The 13,806-nt window shown below is 65.2% G+C and carries 13 protein-coding genes; 5 read left to right on the top strand and 8 right to left on the bottom strand.

The features are described 5' to 3' along the window. The first annotated feature begins 103 nt into the window (after positions 1–103). Together JW897_RS10860 and trpE are read left to right on the top strand one after the other, a co-directional pair. Positions 104–772 (top strand): phosphoglycolate phosphatase, encoded by a 669-nt coding sequence (locus JW897_RS10860; RefSeq protein WP_048414763.1) that lies wholly within the window; start codon positions 104–106, stop codon positions 770–772. A gap of 138 nt (positions 773–910) precedes the next feature. Next, positions 911–2,374: an anthranilate synthase component I gene (gene trpE / locus JW897_RS10855; RefSeq protein ID WP_048414764.1), complete on the top strand. Its 1,464-nt coding sequence runs from the start codon at positions 911–913 to the stop codon at positions 2,372–2,374. A gap of 76 nt (positions 2,375–2,450) precedes the next feature. On the opposite strand, the gene JW897_RS10850 is transcribed toward trpE, so the two are convergent. Continuing rightward, the gene (locus JW897_RS10850; RefSeq protein WP_205466076.1) at positions 2,451–3,260 is read right to left on the bottom strand and encodes a phytanoyl-CoA dioxygenase family protein; all 810 of its coding nucleotides are present in this window, start codon (positions 3,258–3,260) and stop codon (positions 2,451–2,453) included. Positions 3,261–3,379: 119 nt separating this feature from the next. On the opposite strand from JW897_RS10850, the gene JW897_RS10845 reads away from it, so the two are divergent. Beyond that, a complete protein-coding gene (locus JW897_RS10845; RefSeq protein ID WP_205466075.1) occupies positions 3,380–4,300 on the top strand; it encodes a LysR family transcriptional regulator in 921 nt (306 codons plus the stop codon). A 194-nt stretch (positions 4,301–4,494) separates the two neighbouring features. Here the strand turns inward: JW897_RS10845 and JW897_RS10840 are convergent, their stop codons facing one another. The 4 genes from JW897_RS10840 to arfB form a co-directional block, all read right to left on the bottom strand. Beyond that, on the bottom strand, positions 4,495–5,106 hold the full coding sequence (locus tag JW897_RS10840; protein ID WP_205466074.1) for a 3'-5' exonuclease: 612 nt from the start codon (positions 5,104–5,106) through the stop codon (positions 4,495–4,497). Then, positions 5,103–5,309 (bottom strand): hypothetical protein, encoded by a 207-nt coding sequence (locus JW897_RS10835; protein ID WP_019101381.1) that lies wholly within the window; start codon positions 5,307–5,309, stop codon positions 5,103–5,105. The genes JW897_RS10840 and JW897_RS10835 overlap by 4 nt, the downstream gene beginning before the upstream one ends. 77 nt (positions 5,310–5,386) lie before the next feature. After that, positions 5,387–7,009 (bottom strand): methyl-accepting chemotaxis protein, encoded by a 1,623-nt coding sequence (locus JW897_RS10830; protein ID WP_205466073.1) that lies wholly within the window; start codon positions 7,007–7,009, stop codon positions 5,387–5,389. 82 nt (positions 7,010–7,091) lie between these two features. Then, on the bottom strand, positions 7,092–7,499 hold the full coding sequence (arfB, locus tag JW897_RS10825) for an alternative ribosome rescue aminoacyl-tRNA hydrolase ArfB (RefSeq protein ID WP_048414853.1): 408 nt from the start codon (positions 7,497–7,499) through the stop codon (positions 7,092–7,094). A 167-nt stretch (positions 7,500–7,666) separates the two neighbouring features. On the opposite strand from arfB, the gene JW897_RS10820 reads away from it, so the two are divergent. Next, entirely contained in the window at positions 7,667–8,851 is a 1,185-nt protein-coding gene (locus tag JW897_RS10820; RefSeq protein WP_053077401.1) for a GGDEF domain-containing protein, read from the top strand. A 1-nt stretch (position 8,852) separates the two neighbouring features. On the opposite strand, the gene JW897_RS10815 is transcribed toward JW897_RS10820, so the two are convergent. Continuing rightward, on the bottom strand, positions 8,853–10,388 hold the full coding sequence (locus JW897_RS10815) for a thioredoxin family protein (RefSeq protein WP_205466072.1): 1,536 nt from the start codon (positions 10,386–10,388) through the stop codon (positions 8,853–8,855). A 217-nt stretch (positions 10,389–10,605) separates the two neighbouring features. Here JW897_RS10815 and JW897_RS10810 point away from each other — a divergent pair, with 217 nt between their 5' ends. Continuing rightward, entirely contained in the window at positions 10,606–11,583 is a 978-nt protein-coding gene (locus JW897_RS10810; RefSeq protein WP_205466071.1) for an alpha/beta hydrolase family protein, read from the top strand. Positions 11,584–12,145: 562 nt separating this feature from the next. Here the strand turns inward: JW897_RS10810 and JW897_RS10805 are convergent. Both JW897_RS10805 and JW897_RS10800 read right to left on the bottom strand, forming a co-directional pair. Continuing rightward, positions 12,146–13,330 (bottom strand): acetyl-CoA C-acyltransferase, encoded by a 1,185-nt coding sequence (locus tag JW897_RS10805; RefSeq protein WP_048414770.1) that lies wholly within the window; start codon positions 13,328–13,330, stop codon positions 12,146–12,148. Positions 13,331–13,340: 10 nt separating this feature from the next. After that, positions 13,341–13,787, bottom strand: coding sequence for a MerR family transcriptional regulator (locus tag JW897_RS10800; protein WP_240352162.1), 447 nt, complete (start codon positions 13,785–13,787; stop codon positions 13,341–13,343). Positions 13,788–13,806: the final 19 nt, after the last annotated feature.

The raw sequence follows: 13,806 nt of genomic DNA, 5'->3' as shown, positions 1-13,806 counted from the left end.
CTGCCGCGCTTTGGAGCAGGCAACGGGCGGAGCCCAGTCCCCGCGCGCCACGCCTGCCCGGCTAAACCCAACCGGCGGCCCACGCCGCCGCACTGAAACGCATATGAATCTGAAACACATCAAAGCCGTCGCCTTCGATCTGGACGGCACCCTGGTCGACTCCATCCCCGATCTGGCCGCCGCCGCCAACGCCATGCGCGAACATCTGGACCTGCCGCCGCTGCCGGCGCTGCGCATCCAGGAGCATGTCGGCGACGGCATCGCCAGCCTGGTGCACCGCGCGCTGACCAATGAGCGCGACGGCCAGGCCGATCCGGCGCTGTGGGAGCGCGGCTACGTCTTCTTCATCCAGTACTATCGCGAACACCTGAGCGACAACACCGCCGTCTATCCCGGCGTGGCCGACGGCCTGGGCCTGCTGCGCGCGCTGCAGCTGCCGCTGGCGGTGATCACCAACAAGTCCGAACGGCTGGCCGTGCCGCTGCTGGAGCAGCTGGGCCTGCGCGACCACTTCAGCCTGGTCATCGGCGGCGACACCCTGCCGGAAAAGAAACCGTCGGCGCTGCCCTTGCAACACGCCTGCCAGGCGCTGGGCATTCAGCCCGAGCAAATGGCCATGGTCGGCGACTCCGCCAACGACGTGCTGGCCGCCCGCAATGCCGGCAGCGCCGCCGTCGCCGTCAGCTACGGCTACGCGGACGCCGCCTCCTTGGGCGCCGACCTGGTGGTGGCCAATATTGCCGAACTTTACGATTTGATGAAGAATAGCTGATCAGCTGATAACTTCTTTTACGGATGACAACTTCATGATGAGACAAGGATACCGGCTTGGATGCCGATGGCGTCGCTCAATGCCTGTTTGACAAGCTGCATTCGACCTCACCACGACCGCAAAAGCGCAGGACCCGCCATGACCCATGAAGAATTCAACCGCCTGGCCGCCGCCGGCTACAACCGCATCCCGGTTAGCCTGGAGCTGTTCGCCGACCTCGACACCCCGATGTCGGTCTACCTGAAACTGGCCAACCAGCCTTATTCCTATCTGTTGGAGTCCGTCGTCGGCGGCGAGCGCTTTGGCCGCTACTCCTTCATCGGCCTGCCGTCCACCACTCGGCTGCGGGTCAACGGCCGGCAGGTGCAGGTGGAATACGGCGACAAGGTGATCGAGCGCCACAGCGGCGACCCGCTGGCCTTCATCGAGGCCTTCCAGCAGCGTTTCAACACCCCGCCGCAACCCGGTCTGCCGCGCTTCGCCGGCGGCCTGGTCGGCTATTTCGGCTACGACACCATCCGCCACATCGAAAAGCGGCTGTCCGAAACCAGCAAGCCCGACACCATAGGCACGCCGGACATGCTGCTGATGGTGTCCGAAGAGCTGGCGGTGGTGGACAATCTGTCCGGCAAGCTGTACCTGATCGTCTACGCCGATCCGGAAGTCCCCAACGCGCTGCTGAAAGCCGAGGCGCGGCTGGCGCAATTGCGCGCTCGCCTGCGCGAACCGCTGGAAGCGCCCCTGTCCTTGCCGACCCAAGGCACGCAATCGGCGTCCGAATACGGCGAACAGGCGTTCAAGGACGCGGTATCCGCCTGCAAGCGCTACATCCACGACGGCGACATCATGCAGGTGGTGCTGTCGCAGCGCATGCAGATGCCGTTCGCGGAGTCCCCGCTCAGCCTCTACCGCGCGCTGCGCAGCCTGAACCCGTCGCCCTATATGTTCCTCTACCATTTCGACGACTTCCACGTGGTGGGCGCCTCGCCGGAAATCCTGGTGCGCCGCGAGCAGGACACCGTCACCGTGCGTCCCATCGCCGGCACCCGCCCGCGCGGCCAAACCCGCGAGCAGGACGAGGCGCTGGCCGCCGAACTGCTGGCCGACCCCAAGGAAATCGCCGAACACGTGATGCTGATGGACCTGGGCCGCAACGACGTGGGCCGCGTGTCCGTCACTGGCAGCGTGCGCGTCACCGACAATATGGCGATCGAGCGCTATTCCCACGTGATGCACATCGTGTCCAGCGTCGAAGGCAAGGTCGGCCCGGAAGTGTCGAACATCGACGTGCTCAAGGCCACCTTTCCGGCCGGCACCCTGTCCGGCGCGCCCAAGGTGCGGGCGATGGAGATCATCGACCAGTTCGAGCCCAGCAAGCGCGGCATCTACGGCGGCGCGGTCGGCTACCTAGGCTTCAACGGCGACATGGACCTGTGCATCGCCATTCGCACCGCGGTGCTGAAAAACCGCATGCTCTACGTGCAGGCCGGCGCCGGCATCGTCGCCGACTCCTCGCCGGACATGGAATGGCAGGAAACCCAGAACAAGGCGCGCGCGGTCCTGCGCGCCGCGGCGCTGGCCCAGCAGGGCCTGGACGCCTGAGCCGACGACACGGCCCGCCTAGGCGGGCCGTTTGATTTGGAACGTACGCCGCGCCGCGCGAAAAGTCGACCCGCTCTCAGGCCGCCGGCCACAGCACCGGAAACCAGTCCTCGCGCAGGCGCTGGCCCGGCAGCATGCCGTGCTCCGGATACGGCGGCGAAGTGCGGCCCGGACGTTCGGCGTAGCGCGCGTCGTCGCCCAGCCAGCGCAAGGACAAGGCCCGGCGTCGTCCGCCGCCGGGATTGCCGCGCGCGCCGTGCACGGTGCGGAAATCAAAAACCACCGCGTCGCCTGGCTCCAGATCCCACTCCAGCACGGTCATCCCCGGTTCGCGGTCCGGGTCCGGCGCATCGCGGTAGCGGCGCGCGTCGCCTTGATAGAAGCCGGACTCGTCCTTCCAGCGCAGCGGCCGCACCCACTCCTCCCAACGATGGGAACCGGCGATCAGCCGCAACGTCGCCTCCCGCACCGGGTCCGCCGGAATCCAGAAACTGACGGTCTGCTCGCCGTCGACAAAGTAATAAGGGATGTCCTGATGCCAGGGCGTGGGCTTATGGGTGCCCGGCTCCTTGACCAGCACATGCTCGTGGAAGAATTGCGCGCTGCCCGAGCCCATCAGCGCGGCGGCGCCGGCCGCGGCCGGCGACTCCCGCACCACCGCCTCGAACTCGGGAATGCGCCGCCAGTTGCAGTAATCCTCGAAGAAAGACCCCGGCTCGCCGGCGGCCACCACATTGCCGGCGTAAGGGCCGGGCGCGCGCAGATTGCGTTCGATGCCGGCGGCGATGGCTTCCACCCAATCGCGGAACAGCCCGCGCAGGCAGACGGCGCCGTCGCGCTGAAAAGCGGCGACGTCGGCGGCGGAAATTTCGGGACAGGCAAGCATGGCGTTCTCCTTATCTGCTGCGGGTGGGCGCCGCCGCTGCGGGCGGCCGTCCTCACTATCGCCGCAAATCCATGCCAGAATAAAATAATATGTTTTGACCATACTCCTCGGAAAAAGCGATGAAGCTGACCCTGCGTCAATTGCGCTACGCGCTGGCCGTGGCCCGCCACGGCGGCATCAGCGCCGCGGCCGAACGGCTGAACGTGTCTCAGCCGGCGATATCCGCCGCCGTCGGCGAGCTGGAAACCATCCTGGGCCAGGCGCTGTTCGTCCGCACCCGCGGCGCGGGAATGGCGACGACGCCGTTTGGCCGGCAGGCGCTGGCGCAGGCGCGGCGAACCGTGGAAGCCGCGATGGCGCTGGAGGGGCTGGCCGACAACGCGGACGCCTTGGCCGGAGAGTTGGCGCTGGGTTGCTTCGAGGACTTGGCGCCCTATTGCCTGCCGCCCCTGCTGCGCGCCTTGGGCGAACGCCAGCCGCGGCTGCGCGTGGAGGTGCGCGAATGCGGCTTCGACCTGATCGGCCCGCAACTGCTGCAGGGCGGGCTGGACGCGGCCATCAGCTATGATCTGGCGCTGCCGCCGGCGCTGGCCTTGACCGAACTGCGCACGCTGGCGCCGCACGCGCTGCTGGCGGTCGATCATCCGCTGGCGCGGGCGGAACAGGTGGGTTTGAAGGAATTGTGCGAATGGCCGCTGCTGCTGACCGAGCAGGCGCACAGCGGCCCGCATTTTCTGGACTTGCTGCGCATGCACGGCCTGCGGCCGGCGCGGCTGGAGTCGGTGCGCAGTTTTGAGCTGCAACGCGGCATGGTGGCGCACGGCCTGGGCGTGGCCATCGCCTACACCCGGCCCAGCGGCGATCACAGCTACGACGGCCAGCCGCTGGCGCTGCGCCCCATCGCCGAGCCGCTTCCCGCTCAGCGCATCGTGCTGGCCTGCCTGCGCGAGCGGGCGGACACGCCGGCCGTCGCCGCGCTGCGGGAATCGGCGCTGGACTGGTTCTCGGCCCGGCCGGAGTTCGGCGTCGGCGCGAATTGATGTGGGTTTCGAAAGCGCTCCCGCCGTCTCGCCTTTCACAAGGCGAGGCGACGAACCTGTTCAAAGTCCGCTGCGCTTCGTGAAGTGTTGCACGGCGAGTACCAGCTCAAAATGCTCATGTACCACATGTACATTCCGCTTTTTCGCTAGTTTTCGCCTTGTCTCGCCCTTGCTCGCGAGACTTTGAACAGGTTCTAAGCAAGCTGAGCCTGCAGATACTGGCTTATCTTGGCCGCGCTGATCTTCTGCATGCCGCACAGCTGGCCGTGATCGCACAGGTGCGCTCCATAGCGGCGGCTGAGTTCGCCCTGCAGATGACACAGCAGTTGCGCGGCCATTTCCGCGTCGGCCAGCGCGCGGTGGGCGCGGCCGGTGTCCGGCAGGCCCAGCCAGCGCGCCAAAGTGCCCAGCTTGTGGTCCGGCGCCTGCGGCAGCACCCGGCGCGACAACAACAGCGTGCAGGCGAAGTCCTGGCGGCGCGCCAGGCCCAGCTGGGCCAGTTCGTAATCCCAGAACTTGCGGTCGAAGCTGGCGTTGTGGGCGGCCAGCGGCGTGTCGCCGACGAAGCGCGCCGCTTCCGCCATCGCCACCGACGGCGGCGGCGCGTCGCGCAGCATTGCGTTGCTGATGCCGGTCAGGCGCTCGATCATCGGCGGAATCCACACCCCGGCGTTGATCAGGCTTTGATAACGGCCGACGATGCGGCCGTCTTCCAGCAAGGCCACTCCGATTTCGGTGGCGCGGCAATCGCGCCCCGGAGAGGCGCCGTTGGTTTCGAAGTCGATGACGGCGATGCGCCGACTCATTTCAGCGCCGCCCGCGCCGCCTCTTCCGGGCTCAGACCGTCGTAGTACTGGTCGGTGTACCACTCGGCCTGTTCCTCGATATGCTCCTGAGCCTCGGCCACGGTGGCGCCGGCCGCCACCAGATGGGTTTCCACCTCGGCGCACCATTCCAGCAGCGCGCGGGTTTCCTCGTCCAATTCGTCCTGTTTCTGTTTTTTGGCCATGGCCGCATCCTCCGCGCCGCTTCGGCGTGTCAAAAACCGTGCATTCTACCCGCGCCGGCCGTGGCGGCCAAACCGGATCAGACCCGCATGTGGCGGATGGACTCGCTCAACTCGCCGAAATGGCCGCGCAGCTGCACCAGCTCGTCCTGCACCTGGCCCACCGAACGGCTGGTGGTGCCGGCGTGCTGGGTCACCTCGTCGACGTTGACCAGGATTTGCGCGCCGGCCGCCTTCTGATTGTCCAGCAGCCGGGAGATATTGCGGATGCGCTCCTCCGCCACCCCGGCCTGACGGCCGATCTGATCCACCATGCCGCCCAGCTGCTTCACCAGTTCCACCCCCTGTTCCACCTGGCCGACGCCGCTTTCCATGCCGCTGACCACTTGTTCCGAGGTGGCCTGCAACTGGGAAATGACGTTGACGATGTCCGCCGTCGCCTGCGCGGTGCGCTCCGCCAGCGCGCGCACTTCGTCCGCCACCACGGCGAAGCCGCGGCCGGACTCGCCGGCGCGCGCGGCCTCGATGGCGGCGTTCAAGGCCAAGAGATTGGTTTGCTCGGCGATGCCGCGGATCGAGTCCACCATGCCGCCTATCTTGCGGATGTCGCCCTCCAGCAATTGCACGCTGTTGGCGCTGTGATGAATGGTTTGGGCCAGGTTGCCGATATTGCCCACGGTCTGCTGCACCGCCTTGCTGCCTTCGCTGGAACATTGCCCCACTTCGCCGGCGATGCGCAAAGTGCTGTCGGCGTGCTCGGCCACGCTGGCCAGATGGTCGGCCAATTGCTGAATGGCGCCGGCCATGGACTGCGCCGAATCGGTTTGCAGCCGGCTGGCCTGTTCCACGCTCTGGGTGAGCTGGGCGATCTCGTCGACCGAATCTCCGAGCGCGCCGGAGGTCTGGCCCACCTTGCCGACGATGCCTTGCAGGGTGTCCATCAGGGTGTTGAATTCGCCGATGGCGGCGCCCAACTCGTCGCGCCGCCCCACTTGCGCGCGGATGGACAGGTCGCCGCTGCGCTCGATGCGCTGCGCCGCGTCCTTGAAACGCTCGATAGGCGGCAATACCGAACGCGCCACCCACCAGCACAGCAGGGCCATCAGCAAGGCCGCGGCCAACGCCGCCACGATGATGACCACGGCGGCCACGCCCACCTGCGCCACGGTGCTGTCGTTCTGCCGCCGCGAACCGTTGTCGATGGCGTCGGCCAGTTTTTCCATCTTGTCCTCCAGCAGCGCGAAGTCCTGCTGGAAATCCTTCAACTTGGCGGTCGCCTGCTCCGGTTGGTCGAAGCCGACGGCGACGATGGCGGCGGCCGCGCCGGTATAGCGCTCCACCACCGGCAGGATCTGCTCAAGCAGGGCGCGGGCCTCGGGATCGCTGACCTTGTCCTGGTTTTCCTTCATCGCGCCGAGAAAGCGCTTGCGGTGCTCGTCCACGTCCTTGCGAATCTCGGTCAACGCGGCGCGGTCGCCGTTCTTCTGCGCCAGCATCAGCGCCAGCACGTCGCCGTGCACCGCGTCGTGCATCATGTCGGCGTCCATCTGCCGCCGCACCGCGCCCTGGCTGTCCAGCAATTCATTGATGCTGCGCACCAAGTGCGCCGTGCTTTGGTAGCCGACCGCGCCGATCAGCAGGCAGGACACCACTACGCCGAAAGCCAGCAGCTGCAGCTGCGCCCGAATCGTCAAGCCTTTCATCGCGGCCCCTTTGCCTCAGTATTAATGCTCTCAGCATTAACACTAATACATTCCCGCGATTCCGCCGAAGCAATTGCGCCGGCTACAGATCCACCTTGCCGCGCAGGGATTTGACTTCGCCGCGCCGCGTCTTGCCGGCCAGCCGGCGCTGCTTGGAGCCGTAAGTGGGTTTGGTGGCGCGGCGCGCCTTGGGAGTGTGGCTGGCGGCGTCGACCCAGGCCTGCAGCCGCTGCAGCGCGTCGGCGCGGTTCAATTCCTGGGTGCGGTGCTGCTGCGCCTTGATCACCAGCACGCCGTCCTTGTTCAAGCGCTGGTCCGGCAGGGCCAGCAAGCGCTCGCGCAGCCATTCCGGCAAAGAGGAGGCGCGCACGTCGAAGCGCAGATGCACCGCCGACGACACTTTGTTGACGTTTTGCCCGCCTGCGCCTTGCGCGCGCATCGCGCTGAATTCCACTTCGCGCTCGCTGATCGGATACCGCGGCTTGTCCATGATGCAGACCAACAATCAAAAGAGATAATTGTAGCGCACGCGCCGCATCCCATGGCATGGGCCTGCGTTTTATTTCAGAGTGAAATTGTATGAATATCAATAGACTGCTATTGTCGTGCGCTTGCCTGGCCGATACCCTGCCAGACGCTCTTTGCCCATAGAACACGATGTCATTTTTCCTCGACCCTCGGACAACGCTGGCCTGCACCGCCGGCTACAGCCTGGTCATTTCCCTGGTCACCTTCCTGTTCTGGCAGCGCAGCCAGCGCCAGCCCGCGGTGCTGGCGCTCGCCATCGGCGGCTTGCTGGACGCGGCGGCCGGCCTGCTCTATCTCGCGCCGCTGGAGCTGGACCCCGCCCTGATCTCCATCAGCGCCAAACTGCTGATCCAGTTGGCGGCGCTGCACGTGCTGATCAGCATCGAGCGTTTTTACAAGCACTCCAGCCACTTCAGCCTGCCCTTGGGCCTGGCCCTGGTCTTCATTCCCCTGCCGCTGTTCATCCACGACGGCCTCGCGCATTCTGCGCTGGCCCGCCACGCCATCTTCTCTCTGGGCGCTTGTCTGCTGTGGGGCTTGATCGCCTGGCGGCTGTGGCAGGCGGAACAGGATTCGCCGCGCGCCGGCAAGTCGCTGGCCTCGGCGCTGGCGGTGTTGACCCTGCTGCTGGAGATGACGCGGCTGGCGCTGGCGCTGTCCGCGATGCAGCCCGACATCGAAGTCGCCGGCCAGCCTCAGAACCTGTTGCTGCTGATGACGCAGTGGTCCGGCTACGGCGTGGTGGTGTGCCAGCTCTATCTGGTCTACGAACGGGCGATGGATCAGCTGTTGCAGCAATCGCGCAGCGACAGCCTGACCCGCTTGCTGAACCGGCGCAGCTTCGACGAGGAAGCGGTGACGGCGTTCCGCCTGGCCCAGCGCGAACGGCGAGCCTTGTCGCTGATCGTGCTGGACCTCGACCATTTCAAAAGCATCAACGATCGCCACGGCCACCTGGCCGGCGACCAGGCGCTGACCGCGCTGGCCGACTGCCTGCGACGCCAGGCGCGCCAGACGGATCTGATCGGCCGCCACGGCGGCGAGGAGTTCTGCATCCTGCTGCCGGACACCGGCCGCGAGCAGGCGGCGCAGGTGGCGGAGCGGCTGCGCGCCGCCATCGCCCGCATCGAGCTGCCGCTGCCGGAGGCCGGCGCGCGGCTGCGCTTCACCGCCAGCCTGGGCGTGGCCTGTCTGAACAGCAGCCACGCCTCGCTGGAAAGCCTGTTCTGCGAGGCCGACGCCATGCTCTACCAGGCCAAGCACCATGGCCGCGACAAAGTGATGCTGTCGGCTCTGCCCGCCGCCGCGGGCTGACTCAAGAGCGGGCGGACTGGGCCAGGCCCTCGCACACCGGCTTCTGCGGATCGCCGGCCGGCAGCTTGCCGCATACCGCGTCCAGTTGCCCGGCCAAGCGCGCCAGCGCCGCCGTCTGTTGTTGCTGCCGGCCCCAGGCCTTGAGCCGGTTCACCGCTTTTTCCAGCGAGCGCCGGTTGCGTTCGTAGAAGGCGCTGGGCGTGCTGCCCGCCTCCTTGAAGATGGCGCTGGCGGTGCTCTCGATCCGCTTCTCGTCCGCCGGCGCCAGTTCAATCGCCCCGCTCAGATAGCTGACGCCCCATTGCAGCCGCGTGGCCGGGCCGTTGGCGGCCTCGTAGGCCTGGCGGTACCAGTCCAGCGCCGCGGCCTTGTCGCCGCGCTGCTTGGCGTTGGAGGCCAGGATCAGCATGTGGTAGTACGGCGCGTGGGAGCGGCCCAGTTCCGCCTTCAGCAGCGCGTCGGATTCGTCCAGCCAGCCCGCCTGAGTCAGCAGATCGGCGCCGGCGGTGATCACCGCCTGGCGTTCATAGGGATTGGCGGTACCCTTGTCCGCCGCCGCCACCCGCTGTTTGACTTCATCGCGCAAAACGCGCGGCAGCTCGCCCTTGGGCTGGTTCAAACGCGCCAGCGCCAGCCGCGACGACAAGGCGCCCAGACGGTCGGCGGTGGACAGGCCGGCGTCCGCGGCCAGTTTTTCCAAGGCGGCGTCCCATTGCGCCGCCAGCGCCAAACGCTCGGCCCCCTCCGCGCTCAAGGCTTTGACGATGTCGGCGGCGCTGTTGATCAGAATGTCGGCGTTGGCGCGCGGCTGCGCCAAGGCGGCGCGCGCGACGGCCAGCCCTTGCGCGCGATCCGCCGCCGGCGTCTCCTCGCCGGCCGCGGCGGCCAGCGCTTTCAACTTCAGCCGCAGCGCGGTGGCCGCCGGCTGCGCCGGCGCCTTGTCCGCCAAGCGTGCCAATGTCGCCGCCACCTGTTTTTCAGGCACGATCTGCGCCTGGTCGGTGTCCCAGGAATAATCCGCCAGCAATTGCCAATCGCCGTCCGCCAGCGTGTCGCCGGCCAGCGCCGACTGCAGCAGCGCCTTCACCGGCCGCGCCGCGGCCAGCCCCAGTTCCAGCGTGCGCAGATAGCGCTCCGGGTCCACCTCGCCCGGCAAGCGGGTGATCTCCGCGCCGTCCGGCCGGAACAGAATCATGGTCGGGTAGCCGCGCACCTTGAATTCGCTGCCCAGCTTTTGCGCGTCCGGGCTGTCGCCGTCCAGGTAGACCGGCACGAACTGGCGAGTGCGGGCGATAAAGTCCTGGCGGTTGAAAATGGTGGCCTTGACCTGATTGCACGGCGGGCACCATACCGCGCCCCAGTACAGGAACAGCGGCTTGTTTTCCGATTTGGCCTTGGCGAAGGCCGCCGGCACGTCGCCCTGCAGCCAGCTGATGCCGGGCGGCAGCGCATGACCGTCGGCGGGAGCGGAGGCCGCCCCTGCCGGCAGCGCCAGGCTGGCGGCGACAAAGGCCAGCGAGATCAAGGTTAGCTTCATTGCGGAATTCTCTTATGGTAGGGTTGCCGAAGCATGCTAGCGTACTTATGCGTATGCAATAAAGCTCAATCGCTTATGTACATAGAACCCGCCTCAGGTCTTCTGCGCTTTGAAGAAGCGCCTCTAGCCACACGAGACTCCGGCATGGTCAAAAACAGAGCGCGTTGAGCACTCACCTATAGAGGGGATGTTGAAATATTAATCGGGAGGTCTGACTATGCACTCAATCCGTCGCATAAAGTCAGCATTGGTGATTTGCCTTGGGTTTATGGTCATAACCTTCGTTCACGCAGCCGGATTGCAATGGATCACGGTTCCTAAAGACACAAAGGGACCAGCTTTGCAGGGTGCCATATGGTATCCCTGTAACACCCCTCCTAAAGTCACGCCTTTTGGCCCAGTCAATTTTCTTGCTGCATTAAACTGCCCGGCAATGAAGGACAATTTGCCGCTGGTGGTGATTTCACATGGTTCTGGAGCTTGGTTTGGCGCCCATCATGACACGGCGGAGGCATTGGCAAATGCCGGGTTTGTTGTCGCCGCCATCAACCACCCCGGAAACAGTGCGCTAGCCGGCATGCAGAGGACGGATGACCTGTCCGCCTTAGTTGTAGATCGCCCAACCGACATGAGACGCCTCATTGATTACATGTTGAGCAAATGGAAAAACACCGCGACGATAGATCCTAAGCGGATAGCTTTCTTTGGATTTTCCAGAGGCGGCACAACGGGGTTAATTGCAATAGGCGGCAGGCCAAACCTGCAAAAAATGCAAGACAGATGCTTTCGATTGTTTTCGTATGTCTTAGGACGGGGCCTCTGTAAAAACCCTCCAAGCAATCTACCCCCGAGTGACCCGCGGATTCGAGCAGCAGTACTGGCGGACCCAATGTCTGGCGCCTTATTTGCTGATGGATTAAAAGCCATTGCTATCCCAATGCAACTTTGGGGATCGGAATATGGCGGAGACGGCGTAACACTGGAAGACACCAATAGCGTTGCTCGTAATCTTCCTACTTCACCTGACAGGAAAATCATACCTCGGGCAGGTCACTTTTCATTTCTAGCGCCTTGCAGTCTGGCACAACAAAAGACGTCATCAAACATCTGCACAGATAGAGCAGGTTTCGACCGCACTCTTTTCCATCAAAAATTTAACGCTGACATTGTCAGCTTCCTCATGAAAAACCTATAAGATTTCAATTTTACCCAACAAGAAAACAATTAAGCTTCAAGCATGCAATTCAACGCCATCTCGCCGACGCGCAGCAAAGTAAGCTTTCAGCGCTCGCGCAAAGTCTCTGGAGAGTGGCGCAAGAGGAAGTCCAGCGAAAAGGAAAAGCTAGCCAAATCTTGGAAAACGCGCGCATAGAGAACGAGTCTCCGGCGCGTGGACTTGTACAAAAAACTCTGTACCGCACCGTAGCTGCGCCAAAATAAGAGCCAATGGCGCATGCTTCCTGAATTGTTTCCCAAATGGCCTACCGTCCACTCCTACTTCACCACGTGGAGCGAGCCGCGTGAAGGTGGCGGCGTTTGGCTGGAAAAGAACAGAAGGCCATGGAAAAACCGCAAGCGGATACTCTGAGCGGCCAACCAAACACCTGATGCTGCGTTGCGCCGACTTGCCGTACTCAAGTCGGCGCGCCTTGCCTCAGACGTGAAACTGACTTTTGTCAGCCGCTCTCAATACCAACTTGCAGTTTATCCAGCCAGCCTTCCTGAAGCTCTTGCTCAAAAAAACTTTGAACGGCTTATCAGAGTAGTTCCAGCGCCATCGCCGTCGCCTCGCCGCCGCCTATGCACAAGCTGGCCACGCCGCGCTTGCCGCCGCGCTGACGCAAGGCCGACAGCAGGGTGATGATGATGCGCGCGCCGGAGGCGCCGATGGGATGGCCCAGCGCGCAGGCGCCGCCATGGACGTTGACCTTGTCGTGCGGCAGACCCAGGTCGTGCATCGCCGCCATGGTCACCACGGCGAAGGCTTCGTTGATCTCGTAGAGATCGACGTCGCCGGCGCTCCAGCCGGCCTGGGCCAGCAGTTTGCGGATCGCCTCCACCGGCGCGGTGGTGAACCAGCCCGGCTCCTGAGCGTGGGTGGCGTGGCCGACGATGCGGGCCAGCGGGCGCAGGCCGCGGCGCGCCGCTTCCTCCGCCGTCATCAACACCAGCGCGGCGGCGCCGTCGGAAATGGAGCTGGCGTTGGCCGGCGTCACCGTGCCGTCCTTCTTGAACGCCGGCTTCAGCGTCGGAATCTTGTCGACATTGGCCTTCAAGGGCTGCTCGTCGGTGTCCACCACCTGATCGCCGCCGCGGCCGCTGACCGTCACCGGCGCGATCTCGTCGCGGAACAGGCCGTCGCGGATTGCCGCCTGGGCGCGGTTCAGCGAGGCGATGGCGAAGGCGTCCTGGGCCTCGCGGCTGAAGCCGTACTTCTCGGCGCACCATTCGGCGAACACCCCCATCAGCTTGCCCTTGTCGTAGGCGTCCTCCAGGCCGTCCAGGAACATGTGGTCCTTGATTTCGCCGTGACCCAGCCGCAAGCCGGCGCGCGCCTTGGTCATCAGATAGGGCGCGTTGCTCATGCTTTCCATGCCGCCGGCCACCATCACCCGCGCGCTGCCGGCGCGCAAGAGATCATGGGCCAGCATCGTCGCCTTCATGCCGGAGCCGCACATCTTGTTGACCGTGGTGCAGTTCACCGCCAGCGGCAGGCCGGCGCCCAGCGCAGCCTGGCGCGCCGGCGCCTGGCCCTGGCCGGCCGGCAGCACGCAGCCGACGATGGCTTCGTCGATGTCCGCCGCCGGCACGCCGGCGCGCTCCACCGCGGCCTGGATCGCCGCCGCGCCCAGCTCCGCCGCCGTCTTGGCAGCCAAAGCACCCTGGAAGCCGCCCATGGCGGTGCGCGCCATGCCCACGATCACGATGTCTTGCTGTTGCATTGCTCACTCCTCAAGTCGATTGCCGGGCATCCGCGCCGCGCCTGTCCAGCGTTTTCTCGCACTGATGCCGCAATTGGGAAATTTCGCTCAATACCACCTTGATGTCTTCCATCTGCTCCAGCAGCTGCTGTTCCTTGCGCTGCAGGATGCGGATGAATTCGTGCAGCTGCGGCGCGTCGTCGCTGGCCGCGTCGTACAGCGCGAACAGCTCGCGGATTTCCTGCAGGGACAGGCCGATGCGCTTGCCGCGCAGAATCAGCATCAGCCGCACCCGATCGCGGCGGCTGTAGATGCGGCGCTGCCCCGCCCGCAGCGGCTCCAGCAATTGCTGGTCTTCGTAAAAGCGGATGGTGCGCGTGGTGACGTCGAACTCCTGCGCCAACTCGGTAATGCTGTAAGTCTGCTCCGCCATCTTCCTCTCCGCCTCCCCGGCGCCGCCGGACCATTCGCGCAACATTCGCCGTTGCGCTTGTCAT

The organism is Chromobacterium alkanivorans (genome assembly GCF_016937655.1).
GTDB lineage: Bacteria > Pseudomonadota > Gammaproteobacteria > Burkholderiales > Chromobacteriaceae > Chromobacterium > Chromobacterium alkanivorans.
The sequence above is the reverse complement of the archived record's forward strand: the minus strand, read 5'-3'. Positions and strand labels throughout refer to the sequence as shown.